General features: G+C 43.0%; 16 protein-coding genes. 11 read left to right on the top strand and 5 right to left on the bottom strand.

Annotation, left to right across the window (positions count from 1 at the left end):
* Positions 1 to 9: 9 nt before the first annotated feature.
* Both ACN0W5_RS16125 and ACN0W5_RS16120 read right to left on the bottom strand, forming a co-directional pair.
* The gene (locus ACN0W5_RS16125; protein WP_417455107.1) at positions 10 to 693 is read right to left on the bottom strand and encodes a haloacid dehalogenase type II; all 684 of its coding nucleotides are present in this window, start codon (positions 691 to 693) and stop codon (positions 10 to 12) included.
* A 119-nt stretch (positions 694 to 812) separates the two neighbouring features.
* Complete coding sequence (locus ACN0W5_RS16120; RefSeq protein ID WP_417455106.1) at positions 813 to 2,882, bottom strand: lytic transglycosylase domain-containing protein; 2,070 nt, start codon at positions 2,880 to 2,882, stop codon at positions 813 to 815.
* 251 nt (positions 2,883 to 3,133) lie between these two features.
* Between ACN0W5_RS16120 and dapA the strand changes: the two genes are divergently transcribed.
* Together dapA and smpB are read left to right on the top strand one after the other, a co-directional pair.
* The gene (dapA, locus tag ACN0W5_RS16115; RefSeq protein ID WP_299379262.1) at positions 3,134 to 4,027 is read left to right on the top strand and encodes a 4-hydroxy-tetrahydrodipicolinate synthase; all 894 of its coding nucleotides are present in this window, start codon (positions 3,134 to 3,136) and stop codon (positions 4,025 to 4,027) included.
* A gap of 4 nt (positions 4,028 to 4,031) precedes the next feature.
* Entirely contained in the window at positions 4,032 to 4,520 is a 489-nt protein-coding gene (gene smpB / locus ACN0W5_RS16110) for an SsrA-binding protein SmpB (RefSeq protein ID WP_417455105.1), read from the top strand.
* A gap of 82 nt (positions 4,521 to 4,602) precedes the next feature.
* On the opposite strand, the gene ACN0W5_RS16105 is transcribed toward smpB, so the two are convergent.
* Positions 4,603 to 5,262 (bottom strand): NYN domain-containing protein, encoded by a 660-nt coding sequence (locus ACN0W5_RS16105; RefSeq protein WP_417455104.1) that lies wholly within the window; start codon positions 5,260 to 5,262, stop codon positions 4,603 to 4,605.
* Between the two features lie 404 nt (positions 5,263 to 5,666).
* Here ACN0W5_RS16105 and folK point away from each other — a divergent pair, with 404 nt between their 5' ends.
* From folK to parC, 9 genes are all read left to right on the top strand, one after another.
* Complete coding sequence (folK, locus tag ACN0W5_RS16100; RefSeq protein WP_417455103.1) at positions 5,667 to 6,179, top strand: 2-amino-4-hydroxy-6-hydroxymethyldihydropteridine diphosphokinase; 513 nt, start codon at positions 5,667 to 5,669, stop codon at positions 6,177 to 6,179.
* A 132-nt stretch (positions 6,180 to 6,311) separates the two neighbouring features.
* Positions 6,312 to 6,686: a DNA-directed RNA polymerase subunit omega gene (gene rpoZ, locus ACN0W5_RS16095; protein WP_299373725.1), complete on the top strand. Its 375-nt coding sequence runs from the start codon at positions 6,312 to 6,314 to the stop codon at positions 6,684 to 6,686.
* A gap of 120 nt (positions 6,687 to 6,806) precedes the next feature.
* Entirely contained in the window at positions 6,807 to 8,954 is a 2,148-nt protein-coding gene (locus tag ACN0W5_RS16090) for a RelA/SpoT family protein (protein WP_299373727.1), read from the top strand.
* Between the two features lie 43 nt (positions 8,955 to 8,997).
* Positions 8,998 to 9,405 carry a holo-ACP synthase gene (gene acpS / locus ACN0W5_RS16085; RefSeq protein ID WP_417455102.1) on the top strand — a complete coding sequence of 136 codons (408 nt, stop codon included), beginning with the start codon at positions 8,998 to 9,000 and terminating at the stop codon, positions 9,403 to 9,405.
* 65 nt (positions 9,406 to 9,470) lie between these two features.
* On the top strand, positions 9,471 to 10,250 hold the full coding sequence (gene lepB, locus ACN0W5_RS16080; protein WP_417455101.1) for a signal peptidase I: 780 nt from the start codon (positions 9,471 to 9,473) through the stop codon (positions 10,248 to 10,250).
* Positions 10,237 to 10,953 carry a ribonuclease III gene (gene rnc, locus ACN0W5_RS16075; protein WP_417455100.1) on the top strand — a complete coding sequence of 239 codons (717 nt, stop codon included), beginning with the start codon at positions 10,237 to 10,239 and terminating at the stop codon, positions 10,951 to 10,953. The genes lepB and rnc overlap by 14 nt, the downstream gene beginning before the upstream one ends.
* Positions 10,953 to 11,909: a GTPase Era gene (era, locus tag ACN0W5_RS16070; protein ID WP_417455099.1), complete on the top strand. Its 957-nt coding sequence runs from the start codon at positions 10,953 to 10,955 to the stop codon at positions 11,907 to 11,909. The genes rnc and era overlap by 1 nt, the downstream gene beginning before the upstream one ends.
* Before the next feature lie 99 nt (positions 11,910 to 12,008).
* Positions 12,009 to 12,722, top strand: coding sequence for a DNA repair protein RecO (gene recO, locus ACN0W5_RS16065; protein ID WP_299373734.1), 714 nt, complete (start codon positions 12,009 to 12,011; stop codon positions 12,720 to 12,722).
* A 135-nt stretch (positions 12,723 to 12,857) separates the two neighbouring features.
* Entirely contained in the window at positions 12,858 to 15,110 is a 2,253-nt protein-coding gene (parC, locus tag ACN0W5_RS16060; protein WP_417455098.1) for a DNA topoisomerase IV subunit A, read from the top strand.
* Positions 15,111 to 15,157: 47 nt separating this feature from the next.
* Here the strand turns inward: parC and ACN0W5_RS16055 are convergent, their stop codons facing one another.
* Together ACN0W5_RS16055 and ACN0W5_RS16050 are read right to left on the bottom strand one after the other, a co-directional pair.
* A complete protein-coding gene (locus tag ACN0W5_RS16055) occupies positions 15,158 to 16,369 on the bottom strand; it encodes a benzoate/H(+) symporter BenE family transporter (RefSeq protein WP_417455097.1) in 1,212 nt (403 codons plus the stop codon).
* A 23-nt stretch (positions 16,370 to 16,392) separates the two neighbouring features.
* On the bottom strand, positions 16,393 to 17,367 hold the full coding sequence (locus ACN0W5_RS16050) for a bifunctional helix-turn-helix transcriptional regulator/GNAT family N-acetyltransferase (RefSeq protein WP_417455096.1): 975 nt from the start codon (positions 17,365 to 17,367) through the stop codon (positions 16,393 to 16,395).
* Between the last annotated feature and the right edge of the window lie 198 nt (positions 17,368 to 17,565).

The following is a 17,565-nucleotide window of genomic DNA, read 5'->3' as shown; positions in this document are numbered from 1 at the left end:
AAATAAATATTAGGTGTTGGGCTGATAGAGTTGCCTTAGTTCAGAAAGGCTATCAATTATAAACTCAGGCCTGCCAGGTAAAACTTCTGGCGGTCGCTTAAAACGATTGATCCAGGCCACTCTAAAGCCAAAATAATTTGCTCCGGCGACATCCCAAGCATTTGCGGAAACAAATAGTATCTCTTCAGGCTGACACTCAACATAATCAGTTGCCAATTTATATACTTGTGGGCTCGGTTTATAGGTCTGCACATCATCAATTGAAATTGCTTTATTGAGAAGTGGTTGGAGGCCTGAACTTTTTAAAGATTTATCCAGCATTTCCTGAGATCCGTTGCTCAGCACAAGCGTTGTGTATTTATATTTATTTATTTCTTTTAAAGTGCTTAGTGCATCTTGATAAGCTGTTAACTCAAGATATAAAGACATCAGTCGTGCATGCAAGTCTTGATCTTCCATATCGTGATATTTCAGTGCATAGGTGAGGGCGTCTGAAGTTACAGTCCAAAAATTACTATGTGCTTCCATTAGGCTACGGAGCCAGGAATATTCCAATTGTTTTGTGCGCCAGATATCTGAAATGCTTTGTGCTTCAGGTCCAAGTTCTTCTGATAATTTACGAACGGCTGAATGTACGTCTAGCAGGGTACCGTATGCATCAAATACGAATGCCTTAATGTCTGGATTTGTCATGTCAGATAACCGTGAGAATGGATGTAAAAAATCTTAAGCTTATTTTATCATATCTAGGCTAGGGGAATTTGTGGACTTTAGTAACAAATCCTAGGCACAACGGGAAACACACCAACCCCTTATCCTCCAGAGTTGGTATGTCCCCACAAAGAAAAGGGAAGGTTGCCCGTAATTGCCGTATTTGTCTGTTCTAATTTGTTGCGATACATGACATGGCTTTCCAGAATTCGTTGGACGTAATTTCTGGTTTCGTTAAAAGGAATTTGTTCCATCCAGTCGATAATGTTGACATTTTCATGTCTTGGGTCGCCGTAATCTTTTACCCATTTTCGAACACGATGGGGGCCTGCATTATAACCCGCCAGTGCCATAACATACGATCCATCAAATGATCCTATCAAGTCAGATAAGTAGGCCGTGCCAAGTTGTATGTTATAAGTGGGATTATCTGTAAGCTGTCGCTTTTTATAGGATAGCTTTTCCTTTTTTGCGACAGATTTAGCTGTGGCAGGCATAAGTTGCATTAAGCCCCGTGCACCTGCATGACTGATTGCTTTGTGATTAAATTCACTTTCTTGTCTGATGAGCGCTAAAACAAGCGCAGGATCTGCATGAGAATCTTTAATTGTATCAATTTGCATCTCTGGATATAGGAGATCTGGCAAAAGGATCCCCTTTTGTCGGGCTGATTTTGCCGTTCTCAAGGCAATATTGGGATGAGAAACTTTATTTGCCAATTCTGCGGCCAGTATATGATCTTCGTCAGTCTGTGCATCCAGACGCAAACGAGTCAAAAAGGTTATGACCAATTTATCTTGATCTAATTGATCCAGAAGTTTTATTGCGCGAACAATTTTCTTGTCATTAAATATGCCTTGTTGGACGGGCTCTATTTTCTTGTTTGAATCGTGTATGACAGGTTCTTGACCAAGCTCATAGTTTGCCTGTTGTCCATAAAAAGTTGTTTGATATGTTGCTGCTAGACTGTACCAACGCGTTGCCCAGTCATCATGCCCGATATCTTTTGCAGCTCGACCCGCCCAATAAGATGCTCTCGCTTTACTGATCGGAGATTTAACACCGTTATAAAGTTGGTGAAAATGTGTGTAAGCCCTGCGGGGCATGGACAATTTTCTAAGGGCTATCCAACCAGAAAGAAATTCACCTTCGGCAAAGCCAACGCCTTGTGTCAAGCCATGTCCGGAAGCAATACGATACGCTTTTTCATAATCTTTTTGTACAAGAACCTTTCTTGCTGCCCAATGCCGGATAGGCCACCATTTCTCGGCTTGTCTTGCTGTCGGTATCGGTGGATCAAGAAGCTCTATAGTTTCTTGGTTCCTGTCGGCTTTTAATCTCCATCTGGCGCGGGCGTAGATCAGGGAAGGATCATTTTTCAACTTTGTTGAAACTCGGTTGATCAAACCATCGACATTGCCTTTTCCTGTAAGCAGCGCGATTCTTGCTTTCCCAAGGTTTTTATAATCGCTGGGCACACGGGATAATTGTCGTTGAGCTGCAACAAAATGTTTGTTCCAAATCAAGATATCAAGTCGATCAATGTGATCTTGTACTGTAATTAATGACTGGTATTTATTGATAAATTTTTTCTCGTCTGTTTTTCCTAAATATTGCTGTATCCAGAAATTTTTGACAGTGCTTTCCAGTTTTCCGTTTTGACCGGTTGCTTTAAGTGAAGAGGTATATCTGGTTAGGCCGTAATAGCTTCTAGGCGCTTTGTCTTTAAACCAGGTTAGGATCTGTTGATCAGAAAACGAATCAGGAAGAACCTTTTCTGCGTTACGCATTAGTTTTGCCTGTCGCGGCCAATTTAGAGGCTCGTCTGTAAATTTAGCCAGAGCTTCAAAATCTCGCGTAGCGCCATCATTTGAATAGATCATCCAAAGGGCAATATCCCGCATAAGAGGATCTTGGATTTTCTTAGCTTGTGCTTGGGCGCGTGTATATTGTTTTTGAGATACGTGTTGAGCAACCGACTTAAAAACGGCCTTATCGGTCATAAAATCTTTTGTCTTTGCCATGGTATTAGCTTCAGCATCCCCAATTAACGGAGATATCTGAAGTGTATAGGGCGTATTCTGTAGTATATTAATACTTCCGAGAATCCCGATGATCCCGATTATTTTTAATGATTTGGTTTTCCGAAGCCGGCGCGTAAATTCAAACATTGTCAAACCTTAACAGTGACTCGCGGTTGTGACCACAAAAGGATGATCACAAAATAGACAGCCGCGATTCTATTCTTAAATTTGTTGTTAAATCTGCAAATATTTAACAAGGATATGCCTTAACTATTAAAGAAATAACACCGAAGCCTTTATTTGGCCTTTTCGCAATGCAAATCTGTCGCTATTCTCCGCCATTCATGAAGGCATTCGGCCCTTTTGACAACGCAACGATGATATATTGAGGTATCGCTATGACCGGCCCGCTTTTTAGAGGCTCTTTTCCTGCTCTCGCAACACCCATGCTCGAAAATGGTGATGTTGACGAGAAACGGTTTCAGAACTTCGTACAGTGGCAGATCGATCAAGGGAGCCACGCGGTATGCCCCGTCGGAACTACGGGGGAATCGCCAACCCTAGGTCACGACGAACATAAACGTGTAACAGAACTCTGTCTTGAAGTTGCAAAGGGCAAGGTACCAGTCATAGCTGGTGCTGGTTCAAACTCTACACGTGAAGCCATTGATTTCACCCGCCACGCTCAAGAAGTTGGTGCTGATGCTGCTCTTGTTGTAACCCCTTATTACAACAAGCCTTCTCAAGAAGGGCTTTATCAGCACTTTAAGGCTATTCACGATAATACGGATATACCGATCATCCTTTACGATGTACCTGGTCGCAGTATTGTGAATATTGATGTCGACACAGTTAAACGGCTTTCCGAATTGCCACGTATTCAGGGTATCAAAGATGCGACTGCAGACTTGGCATTGCCTGTAAGAACCCGTTTAGCCTGCGGTGACGACTTCACATTGTTGAGTGGTGAAGATGCGACAATCGTGCCTTTCCTTTCTCTTGGTGGTCATGGATGCATTTCTGTGACGGCGAATATTGCCCCGAAACTTTGCTCGGAATTACATGAAGCATGGTGGGCTGGTGATTATGAGAAGGTGAGCAAGATTAATGATATTCTGACACCTCTGCATGAAGTGTTGTTTATTGAATCAAGTCCAGGACCTGTAAAATATGGTATGCATCTTTTGGGTTGGGGAGCTAATCGCTTACGCTTGCCGCTTCTTGCTGTAAGCAAAGAGACTGAAGATCGTGTTCGTGCTGCAATGGTGCATGCAGGATTAATCGACGGTTAAATAGATGGCTAAGTCAAAAAAGAAAAGCACTTCTTCTGGTAAGGGAAATACGGTCGCGGTTAACCGCCGCGCCCGATATGACTATAATATCGGGGACACCCTGGAAGCTGGTCTGGTTCTGACAGGAACAGAGGTAAAATCACTGCGTACAGGTAAGGCGTCGATACAGGAAGCCTATGCCAGTGAAGAAGATGGCGAGTTCTTTTTGATTAATGCCAATATACCCGTTTACGAGGCTGCAAACCGTTTTAATCACGAGCCGAAGCGACATCGTAAATTGCTTGTTCATCGCAAAGAACTCGCAAAGCTGATAGGTATGTGTCGTCGAGACGGGTACACAATTGTGCCAATGTCTCTCTATTTTAACGACAGAGGCATTGCCAAAATCAATCTTGGTTTTGCCCGCGGTAAAAAAGCTGTTGATAAACGTCACACAGAAAAAGAGAGAGATTGGAAGCGTCAACAATCTCGTATTCTAAAAGATCGCGGCTAAAAATTTCTGATTTGTCCCATAAACAAAAGAGCCACCCGGTAAGTTGGATGGCTCTTTTTTTAGCAGTTAACAAGGTGAAGCATTAATCTCTGTCATCGGTTTCATCATAATCATCGTCATCGTCGTAATATTCATCATCATAGTCATCTTCATCAGCAGGCTGCTGATCCAGTGCCTGAATGGGCGTCGGGGGCGTCGGGCGATTATTATCAGAAACTTTGCGGCCAACTTCACTCTTGAGTTCAATTAAGTCGAGGAAGATATCTGCTTGGCGTCGAAGTTCATCAGCTATCATAGATGGTTGACTGCGGACAGTAGAGACAACAGTTACCTTAACGCCTTTACGTTGAACGGCTTCGATAAGGCGGCGGAAATCACCGTCACCAGAAAACAGAACAATGTGTTCGATGTGTTCAGACATTTCCATGACATCAATTGCCAACTCAATGTCCATATTTCCTTTGATCTTTTTACGACCAGCAGCGTCGGTAAACTCTTTGGCTGGCTTTGTCACCATGGTGTACCCATTGTAGTCCAGCCAATCGACGAGGGGACGTATCGGTGAGTACTCCTGATCTTCAATTAATGCTGTGTAATAAAAGGCGCGTACTAAACTGCATTGTTCAGCGAACAACGACAAAAGCCTTTTGTAATCAATATCAAACCCCAGTGCACGCGCGGTGGCATATAAGTTAGATCCGTCAATAAATAGGGCTACGCGTTCTTGAGGATAAAATTGCATTTTTAAATCCTTAAAAAAATATATTTAAAAAATGTCCAGAATATAAGTTAACGATAATTATTAAAGTAACATATTTCGTGAAGTTATATTCTTTTCTAATTTTGGTAAGCTTACTCTTTTTTGTTCGCCTATCAACAATCAAATTAAAGTAAAAGTACATTAAAAGGTAATTAAAATTATTATTTAAGCTATTTTTTAAAGTTATAAATAAGATCTTCTAATTTTGCAGGAATTACCTTGTCGATTACACTTTCAGATTGTGGGTTACACGTGTCGATCACGATCAATCCTGAATTCGTCACGTTAACGCGTTTGTATCATAAAAATACAGTATTTTAGTCTTGCAGAAATATGGTATTTGAATTGCTCAATCAGAATACAATCGTCAATTAAGGTAAAACCAAGTGATCATTATTGCAATTGGGGCTAATCTTGAGAGCCCTAAGTATGGCCTTCCATTGCAAACATGTATGAAAGCTCTTTCTAGATTAGAGGAGCTTGGGGTCGAAGTTGTGAAGCAATCAAGGTGGTTAAAAACGGCACCGGTACCGATTTCGGATGCGCCTTGGTATGTAAATGCGGTTGCTCAAATTAAAACCGACTTAAAACCAGATGAATTGTTGGAATTATTGCATGGTGTAGAGAGCGAGTTTGGACGGGTTCGGCCCTATATTAACGCTCCTCGCATACTCGATTTGGACATAATTTCCTACAATGATTTTGTCAGTTCGACAGGGGATCATTTAATTGTTCCGCACCCTCGGATGCATGAAAGGGCTTTTGTTCTCTTGCCCTTGATGGATATCGACGAAAACTGGGTTCATCCTGTACTGGGGCAAACAGTAAAAGAGATGTCACAATCAATTCCCCTTGATCAAGAAACGATAGAATATTCGGATAAGGGCTCTGAAAATTAAGCCGCATTGTTAAAGCAAAGTTTTTTAGCGGATTTATGTTGATTATCCTTGCGTTCCCATGAACTGCTTCATATATTGCACCGATTCAATACCCTGTTGAAGGGTTAACTACGACTACTGGAGTTATCATCTATGGCACGCGTTACCGTCGAAGATTGTGTAGAAAAAGTTCCTAATCGCTTTGAACTTGTTATGCTTTCAGCCCAGCGCGCACGGGAAATCGTATCTGGCGCTCCCCTTACTGTAGAGCGGGATAACGATAAAAACGCCGTTGTTTCTCTTCGCGAAATCGCTGAAGAGACTATCAGCCTTGATGCTGTGAAGGCTTCTTTGGTTCAAGGTCTTCAAAAACAAGCAGCATTTTCTGAAGTTGATGAAGATGAGCCTGAGTTTGATGCGATTGGCCCTGAAGCCCTTATCGCTGCCGATGCTGGCGAACAGTTTGCAAACGCTGATGGTATGTCTGTTGAAGATACACCAACCGAATTGGCTAAAGATTCTGAGTAACTAAACTCGGTTTAGCAAATAATTCTAAGAATATAGCCTTCCAGAGCTTGGCCTACGCCTTTTCAGGGCGTATCATTTTCTGGAAGGCTATATTTTTGTATAAGGGCTGTTTGATCCACCATGATCCGTCAGTTTGAGTTGGTTGAGCGCGTTAAATCTTATGATCATGACGCAGATGAAGATGCTATAAACAGAGCATACGTTTTTGCGACCAAATATCATGGGTCGCAAAAACGAGCATCAGGAGATCCGTACTTTTCGCACCCGGTTGAGGTCGCGGGTATCCTTACAGATCTAAAGCTGGATCATAATTCCATTATCACAGCCTTGCTGCACGATGTCGTCGAAGACACCGAAGCCAGTCTGGAAACTGTTGAAAAGGCTTTTGGCGCCCACATTGCCAGACTCGTTGATGGGGTCACAAAGCTTACCCGACTAGAGCTGCAATCAGAAGAAAGTAAATACGCTGAAAACTTTCGCAAGCTTGTTCTGGCCATGTCTGATGACATCCGGGTGTTGCTGGTAAAACTGGCTGACCGTTTGCATAATATGCAAACGCTTAAATACATCAAAAAAGAAGAAAAACGCCGCCGTATCGCCCGTGAAACTATGGATATCTATGCTCCCTTGGCCGAGCGTATCGGTATGCATAGATTTAAAGATAAACTAGAAGATCTTTCTTTTGCTGAACTTAACCCTGAAGCGCGAGAATCTATCGTTAAGCGTCTGGATTTCCTCAAAGGTGAAGATGACGATAATCTTGCCAAGAAGATCATTGATGAGCTTAACAAGGTAATCAAAGCTCAAGGAATTGAAGGCGAAGTTTTTGGGCGCCTCAAAGCGCCATATTCAATCTGGAAAAAGATGCAGCGCAAAGCTGTCACCTTTGAACAGCTTTCAGATATCATGGCATTCCGTCTTATCGTTAAAGATATGGCTAACTGCTATCAGGCTTTGGGGGTCATCCACGGTAGTTACCCCGTTGTTCCTGGCCGTTTTAAAGATTACATATCAACGCCCAAACCCAACGGTTACAAGTCGATCCATACCTGTGTGATTGGGCCTGAAAAACACAAAATCGAAATACAGATCCGCACGGCAGAAATGCATGATATTGCGGAAATGGGTGTCGCAGCTCACTGGTCATACAAGCAAGGCGGCGAACACATGGAGGGGCGTCAATACCGCTGGCTTCGTGAACTTCTGGATATTTTGGATCACGCATCAAATCCAGAGGAGTTCCTGGAACATACCAAAATGGAAATGTTTCAGGATCAGGTTTTTTGCTTTACGCCGAAAGGGGCGCTGCTTTCCCTACCGAGTGGTTCAACCCCGATTGATTTTGCCTATGCCGTACATACCGAGGTTGGGAATACCTGTGTAGGGGCCAAGGTTAACGGCCGTATGGTACCTTTCAGATCCATCTTGCATAATGGTGATCAAGTTCAGATTTTAACATCCAAGAACCAGAAACCATCACCTGATTGGGAAAAGTTTGTTGTTTCAGGTAAGGCCAAAGCCTGTATCCGTCGATACATAAGACTTCAGGAACGTGATCAGTACAGTTCTCTCGGCCATCAAATGGTCCAGAAGGTCTTCCGTCAAGAAGGTTACGAGTTTACGGAAAAGGGCATTGAAGGTATTCTTGGCAAGTTCCATATGGATCAATCCGAAGATCTTTATGTCAGTGTCGGGCAAGGACATCACTCTGCCCGAGAAGTCTTGGTTGCGGTTTATCCCGGCGCCCGTGTTCTGCCGAAATCCCCAAGCCCGGGATCGCAGCGTAAGAAGCAAAAGACATCAGGCGCCAAAGACAATGGGCTCCCCATCAAGGGGCTTATTCCGGGAATGGCTGTACATTATGCCCGTTGCTGTCATCCGCTACCCGGTGATCGCATAGTTGGTATCGTTACGACTGGTAAAGGCGTTACAATCCATACAATTGATTGCGATAATCTGGTCAATTATCAAGACACGCCAGAAAGATGGATTGATGTTTCTTGGGATTCCATGGAGGTTGAAGGCCCGCAACACACAGCTCGACTTAAACTGATTGTTGCCAATGAACCAGGATGTCTTGGTGGTCTATCCGTTGTTATTGGAAAAAATCAAGGGAATATCAGCAACTTAAAGATCGTTCATCGTTCTATGGACTTCTTTGAAATGATGATCGACGTCGAAGTAACGGATGTTAAACATCTTGCTGATATTACGGCTGCCCTTCGGGCTATGTCTGTAGTGAATTCAGTTGAGAGAGCCCGAAATTGACCTGCCTTTCTTCGTATCGTATCACTGAAGCCTTGGGGGCACGATGATATTGGGCATTGGAAATGATCTTGTAGATATTAGACGGATTGAAAAATCTCTCGATAAATATGGGGATCGGTTTGTTAATCGGATTTTTACCGATGTAGAAAAGAAGAGGGCGGCATCTCGGCCAGATCCCGCAGCGACCTATGCAAAACGTTTTGCAGTAAAAGAAGCTTGTGCAAAAGCTCTTGGTACAGGTTTGTGGCGACAGGGTGTGCTCTTTACCGATATTGGTATTACAAACAATTCCAGAGGTCAGCCAGTACTTGAACTCACAGGCGTGGCACGTGAACATTTAAATAATATTGTCCCACAGGGGATGACAGCACAACTACATGTGACTATATCTGACGATTATCCTCATGCGCAGGCTTTTGTAATTATCTCTGCTATTCCGGCGTATCGTTAAATCGGGGCATAGTTAAATAATTAGGTAAAGTACTTATTTTACCGAAGTAATAATGGAATTAATAAATGACGACTGGGTCAGAAGACGTGGAAAAAACAAAAGAAGACGAAGGTGTTGTCAAAACAGTTGTTTACGCACTGTTAATCGCTTTGACGGTACGAACCTTTTTGTTTGAACCTTTTAATATTCCTTCAAGCTCAATGAAACCGACGCTCTTAATCGGTGACTATCTTTTTGTTTCTAAATTTTCCTACGGCGTCAGTAAGTATTCCTTCCCCTTTGGCGCTAAAATATTTGGTGATAGTTTCGAAGGACGCATTCTTGGCAGTGAGCCCGAGCGAGGCGATGTCATCGTTTTTCGGAAACCAACAAACGTCAACATTGATTTTATTAAACGCCTTATTGGTCTGCCCGGTGACACAATTCAAGTGAAACAGGGACAGCTTTATATTAACAATGAAATCGTTCCGCGAGAACTTGTCAGAATTGGCGATGGTCGCGATGGAATTCCCCTTAAAGCTTATGAATATGAAGAAACGTTACCCAATGGTGTAAAGCATTTAATTTGGGAGAAAAGCGATACGGGGTATTTAGATAACTTTGGGCCTTACCTTGTACCAAATGGATATTATTTCTTTATGGGGGATAATCGTGACAATAGTACGGATAGCCGAGTATTGAATGAGGTTGGCCCTGTACCATACGAAAACCTTATTGGCCGGGCAGACATGCTATTCTTCTCACACCGCGGTGATGATGGTGGCGAAGATTACGGCGATTGGTGGGAAGTTTGGAAATGGCCCTCAATGATCAGATTTGGACGCATTTTTAATGGCATCAATTGAGGAAACCTTTATCCGTAATCTTGCTGCGGTTACGGATAGACTAGGGCATAACTTTAATCGACCAAATTTAGTCAAACAAGCCCTGACACATCCGAGTGCTTGTGGGCGTCATTTGATCGTTGCTGATAGCTATGAACGATTAGAGTTCCTGGGGGATCGGGTTCTGGGGCTTGTTATTGCAGATATGCTTTTGCGGAGTTTTCCAAAGGAAAGCGAAGGCTCTTTGGCAAAACGCTTTACCGCATTGGTTCGTAGAGAAGCCCTCGCGCTTGTTGCACAAAAGCTTGGCTTTGATAAGTTGATTGTTTTGGCAAAAGGCGAAGAAGAAAGTGGTGAACGGGAAAATCCGGCCCTTCAGGCGGATGTTTGTGAAGCTTTAATCGGTGCTCTGTATCTAGACGGGGGATATGCAGCGGCCCAGAGCTTTATCGAGAAGAACTGGAAACCACTTTTAAATCAGGATCTTTCCCCGCCACAAGATGCAAAATCAACCCTTCAGGAATGGGCCCAAGGTCGTGGGTTGCCACTTCCAACCTATCAGGAGATTTCTCGTTCAGGGCCACCACATGCGCCTCTTTTTAATATCCAAGTTTCCGTCAAAGGTCTTGATCCTGTTATTAAGCAAGGTAATTCCAAACGCAAAGGCGAGCAGGAAGCGGCAAATGAACTTCTACGACTTATCAGTGAAAATGGCATCTCATAATGAGTAACAATCAAGAACCCCCTTGCGAAGTGAAAGATACACTTGGCTCTGACTTACCCCCTGATATGAGCTGTGGATTTATCGCGCTTATCGGGGCACCTAATGCCGGAAAATCTACCCTGATGAACCGGATGGTCGGCGGAAAAGTCTCTATTGTGACCCACAAAGTCCAAACTACACGGTCACAAATTCGCGGAATCGCGATGCACAAAAATGCGCAACTTATTTTTGTTGATACGCCTGGCATATTTGCACCGAAAAAACGCTTGGAGCGTGCCATGGTATCATCAGCTTGGCAGGGCGCAGGGGACGCAGAAATTGTGGTTGTTCTGCACGATGCCTCTAAAAAGAAAATTGGCGAAGATACACGCGCTATTATCGCCGGGCTGGAGAAGCAGGAACGTAAAGCAATTTTGGCGCTGAACAAAATTGATTCCATAAGGCCGGAAAAACTATTGGCTTTGGCGCAAGAGTTTATGGCCATGGGTGTTTTCTCGGAAATATTCATGATTTCTGCGCAAGAAGGTGATGGCGTAAACGACCTAATGGATCATTTGGCTGGTATTGTACCCGAAGGCATGTGGCTATACCCAGAGGATCAACTGTCAGATCACCCCATGAGATCTATTGCCGCAGAAATTACACGCGAAAAACTGTTCTTGAACCTTCATGATGAACTTCCTTATAATTTGACGGTCGAAACCGAGAATTGGGAAGAATTTGACGACGGTAGCGTCAAGATATCCCAGACAATTTATGTTCAACGTGAACAACATAAAGCAATGTGTCTGGGCAAGGGCGGTCGAACAATAAAGTTGATCCGGTCCAAGTCCCAACATGATTTACAAGAAACAATAGAGCGAAAAGTACATCTCTTTCTTTATGTAAAGGTGCGTGAAAAGTGGGCCGATGATCCGGAAAGATATCGGGAAATGGGGTTGGATTTTAACAGTTAAAATCTAACAATATTTTTTTATTGTTCACTGTACTCTTTTCTAGATCTCTGATTTGAAAATGATTACAATGTTCACCTGTTGTTCTTTGAAAGTTGGGTGATGATACATTGGGAAGACGAGGGGATACTTCTTTCTGCGCGGCCCTTTGGTGAAAATGATCTGGTTGCACAGGTCTTAACCCGTCAGCACGGACGCCATGCTGGCTTGGTAAGGGGCGGGCAAAGTATCAAAAAACGCTCAACATATGAGCCGGGAAACCGCCTGCATGTTCGGTGGGGTGGGCGTTTAGCTGAACATTTAGGACATTATGATGGCGAAGTTCTGGATAATATTTCAGGTCGTCTTTTTGATGAGCCTGGGCGTCTTGCTGCTTTGTTATCTGCTGCCGCAATCTGCGAGCAAGCAGTTCCTGAACGCGAGGAAAATTCATCCTTTTATGAAGGTTTTCTCGTTCTTTTAGAACATCTCGAAAGTGATTTTTGGGGCGAGATTTACGTTCGCTGGGAACTGGCTCAACTATCTGCATTGGGGTTTGGTATTGACCTTACTGCTTGTGCCGGTGGCGGTAATAATGATCAGCTTGCTTACATCAGTCCTAAATCTGGCCGAGCGGTATCTTTAGCAGCAGGAGAGCCATACAAAGATAAGCTTTTTCCGCTACCATTATTCTTGCTTGGGCAAGGCGGCGGCGGGACGACTGAAATTTCTCAAGGGCTCGAAATTGCAGGGCATTTCTTAGAACGTCACCTGTTTCATCCCCATGATAAATCACTACCGTCAGTGCGTGATCGTCTAGTTGAAAATTTTTTATAGCTTAGTTATTGTTTAAATTTACTTCCTTTTCCCGTTAATTGATGATTTCTTTTTCTTAACAGCCCCTTATTCATTCAAACAAGTTGCTTCGATGGAACTGTTGGGTAAAATGACAGAAGAGTTTGTGAGGGGTATATGAGCAGTTCTTCAAATAGAGTTCCATCCCAGGAAATTCGGGATATTCGTTTCGTTGATGCACTTTCTGACCGTTATCTCAGTTATGCACTATCAACTATCATGTCCAGATCTTTGCCGGATGTTCGCGATGGTTTAAAGCCTGTCCATCGACGTCTTCTCTATGCCATGCGACAACTAAAACTTGATCCCGGATCAGGTTTTAAAAAGTCTGCCCGTGTTGTCGGGGATGTCATGGGTAAATTCCACCCCCATGGTGACCAATCGATCTATGACGCGCTTGTCAGATTGGCGCAGGAATTTTCACTTAGATTTCCCCTCATTGATGGTCAGGGTAACTTTGGTAATATCGACGGGGATAATGCCGCGGCAATGCGGTATACAGAAGCCCGCCTGACTGCTATTGCCGGTGAGCTTCTTAAGGACATTGATCAAGATACTGTTGATATGCGTCCGACATACGACGGTGAATCTGATGAACCCTGCATTTTACCGTCTGCTTTTCCCAATCTGTTAGCAAATGGGGCGCAGGGGATTGCCGTGGGTATGGCAACATCTATCCCCCCACATAATGTTGGCGAAATATGTGACGCGCTTCTCTATATGATCAAGACCCCAAATGTTGGGTTTGATAAACTTATAGATTTTATCCCCGGGCCAGATTTCCCCACGGGTGGTGTTATGGTTGAAGGACGCGATGCCGTTCTACAAGCCTACAGTACGGGTCGTGGGTCTTTCCGGGTTAGGGCAAAATGGGAAACCGAAGACCTCAAAGCTGGACAATATCAGATCATCATCACCGAAATCCCGTTTCAGGTTCAAAAGTCCAAACTTATCGAGAAGATTGCTGAGCTTATTAACAATAAAAAACTCTTTTTGCTCAATGATGTTCGCGATGAGTCCGCTGAAGATATTCGTGTTGTTCTTGAACCCAAAAGCCGTAATGTTGATCCTGTTGTCTTGATGGAATCTCTGTTTAAGTTGACTGAACTGGAAAGTCGGGCAAGTTTAAATATGAACGTTCTGGATGCAGATCAGGTTCCACGCGTTATGAATTTGCGTGAAGTCTTACAGGCATTCTTGGATCATCGACATGTCATTCTTGTCAGGGCAAGTAATTACCGTCTGGGTAAAATTGCGAACCGCCTTGAAATTCTCGAAGGTTATTTGATTGCTTATCTTAATCTGGATGAAGTTATCAAGATTATCCGAGAAGAAGATAAACCGAAACAAGCACTTATAAAACGCTTTTCGCTTTCTGAGATACAGGCTGAAGCTATTCTCAACATGCGTTTGCGTGCCTTGAGAAAGCTTGAAGAAATTGCCATTAAGGGCGAACATGATGATCTGACGGCTGAAAAAGCTGATCTGGAAGATATTTTAACCCGTGAAGAGCGCCGATGGGAAATCGTTGGCAATCAAATCAAAGACTTGCGTAAGGCCTATGGTCAGAAAACAGAACTTGGCAAGCGTCGGACAGAAGTTACGGACGCGCCAACGGATGTTATTGTGCCGCTTGAAGCTGTGATAGAGAAAGAACCCCTGACGATCCTTTGCTCTGAAAAGGGGTGGATCCGCGCGCTAAAAGGTCATCAAGACGATACAAGTGATGCCAAATACAAAGAGGGCGATACTGGCCGTTTCTCTATACTTGCACAAACAACTGACAAGCTCCTTGTTTTTGCGACTAACGGACGTTTCTACACTTTAGGCGCCGACAAACTGCCAGGTGGCCGTGGTTTTGGTGAACCTCTAAGCCTTATTCTCGATCTACCAAATGATCAGGATATTGTCGATATTCTTGTTTATCGCCCAGGGCAAAAACTGTTACTGGCTTCCACAGATGGTAGGGGGTTCCAGATAAATGAAAGCGATGTCATTGCCCAAACACGGACGGGCAAACAAGTTCTAAATGTGGCCGATGGGGCAAGTGCTTTCATCTGTTATCAAATTGGTGAGCATGATGACATGGTGGCCGTCATTGGCGAGAACAGGAAGCTGCTGGTCTTCAAACTTGAAGAGCTACCAGAAATGGCAAGAGGTCGGGGGGTTATTCTCCAAAAATATAGAGACGGCGGTCTATCCGATATCAAAACCTTTAAAAATGGTTTGGAAAAAGGAGAGGGGCTAACCTGGTGTGATACGTCAGGGCGTACATGGACACGTAATGAAATAATTGATTGGCATGGACGTAGGGCAAGTGCAGGACGTTTGCCGCCGACTGGCTTCCCAAGAACAAACAAATTTAATTAAACCATAAGGCGATATCATATGTTGATATCGCCTTTTACTTTGTCCTTTTATTCTTGACTTAAAGCTACGTGCTTCTTCCCTAGAGAAAATAGATGCGTTATATAAAGAATTAGACCGCCCGCCAATAACCCCCAAAAAGCGCCAGAAATTCCAAAAAAAGTAACACCAGAGGCCGTGACAAGAAAGGTAACAGCCGATGCTTCCCTGATATCAGGGGCATTAAATGCAGCCAGCGCAGCATTGGAAAAAGCACCGATCAAAGCAAGTCCGGCTACAGCCGCAATCAATATGCCGGGGGCAATAACAGCAAATGTTGTCACAAGCCCGGAAAGTAAGCCAAATACGATATAACCAAGACCACTTATAACCGCAGACCAATAACGTTTTGTCGGATCCGGATGAGCATCCTCGCTCGCACACATTGCTGCTGTAATAGCTGCCAGATTAACGGCATGCCCCCCGAAAAGCGCACTGATACCGGAAAATAATCCCGTAATCGCAATAAGAGGCCCCGAGTTTGGCTCATAGTTATGAATTTTTAAAACCGCAATACCAGGTACATTTTGCGAAGCCATTGTTACAATGAAAAGGGGAATGGTAATCCCGATTAAACCAGCCAAACTAAATTCAGGGAAGACCATTGTAAACGAAGGTACGATATTACTGAAAAGTTCGTTTTTATTGGCTGTCGTAAAATCGATACCAAAAACCATAATAAGAATTAAAGCGGTTAGGGCTGCTGGAACGGCAAGCAATTTATTTATACGGCCAGCTATGATCCAGGCTAACAATATACAAAGTCCGAATAATGGTTTTTCCGCAATTGCTTTGATAGGTGCCAAACATAAACCGAGCAAAATCCCAGCAAGCATTGCATTGGCAAGGGCAGAGGGGATTTTATTGACTGCTCTCCCCAGTGGTTTCCACAGCCCAGCAATCACAAATAAAATCGCACAAAGAATAAATGAGCCAGCCGCAATAGAAAAACCACCAGGCACAGTGCTTGTACTCGCCAATAACGCTGCACCGGGTGTCGACCAAGCGACGCTAATGGGAAGCTTACTGTATAGGCTAAGAACAATGGCACATGCCCCCATCGCGATAGATAAAATCATTAACGCAGTCGCTGCTTGTTCTTCCGAAGCCCCAACAGCTCTTATGCCCTGAAGAACAACAGCAAATGAGCTTGCAAACCCAACAAAAGCAACTAACAACCCCATAAACGTACTTTGTAATGATAAATCACGTAACATATTCATTTTCTTTGCCTTTATAGATACGTCTAATTTTTTTTACTATTTTTACGTATAAATTTTTGTTCCAAAACGGTTTTTCCCCATTGATCTCCTGAATATTCATTGACCAGAACAAATCCATTTTTTTCATATAGATTGCGGGCAGCATCCAAGCCCTTAAAAGTCCAGAGATGTGTTTCCTTAAAACCTCTTTCATCACAAAATTTCAAGGCATGGTTAAGTAAGGCTTTTCCTAAACCTTTTGGCCTTCCCTGGCTTTCAACAATAAACCATCTTAGATGAGCGATATTTTTGCCAAGATCTTGACCATCAATAGCAATAGATCCGATTATTTTGTTTTTATAAGTGACTGACCATATCGCGTTCTCTTCACGCCCCAGTCGAGGAAAAAAATCACCAAGACCTTTTGTTACCGTAGCTTCAAAAGCGTCATCAAAATCAGCAAATTTAGAATAGTAATGAGCATGCATTTCAATAATACGGCCAATCAACCCAGTTTTATGGCCTTGTGCAATCTCAACAGGATAGTTTTTTTGTAAGCCTGATTTTTGATCATTTTTTAAGCGACAATTTTTTAGAGCATTACTATATTTATGTAATCCTTGTGCAATCTCAGCTGTACTCGATTGCGGTAATGTCCTGAGTGCAGCAACCACTTGTTGCTCTGCAAATTTAGTTATTTGTTGAACTGTATTTTTACCTTGGGGTGTAAGCTGTATAATTTTTTTTCTTATATCTGTTGAAGAAGGAGATTCATAAAGTTCTCCTCTCGTGATCAGATTTTTGATCAAGCGGCTGATTGTAGATTTTTCAAGCAGTAAAATATCAGACAGATCCCTTGCGTATATCGTATCTGCGTTTCCGATTTCGACAAGAGCATGAACTTGTGACGCGGTTAAGTCTGTTCCTGCGATTGTTTTATTCAAAAAACCAAGTTCACGAATAAGGTTTCGTGAATATTCGCGAATGTCTTGTATTATTTCCCAAGGTATATCTGTCATTATTCGATCCAATATAGTTGCTTTATACAACTATATACAGTTTCACTCAAAAGGGAATTAGCAATTATTGGATATTATAGATAATAAATAAAATTATAAATTAAAAATTTCGACTATAAAAACAAAAAAAGCCGCTGAAGTTTTCTTCAGCGGCTTTTTTGATTGATCTTTGGGGTTTTGATTTAGCCAAAGATGACC

The sequence above is a fragment of the Kiloniella sp. genome, from assembly GCF_048270245.1.
In the GTDB taxonomy this organism is placed as follows: domain Bacteria; phylum Pseudomonadota; class Alphaproteobacteria; order Kiloniellales; family Kiloniellaceae; genus Kiloniella.
The sequence above is the reverse complement of the archived record's forward strand: the minus strand, read 5'-3'. Positions and strand labels throughout refer to the sequence as shown.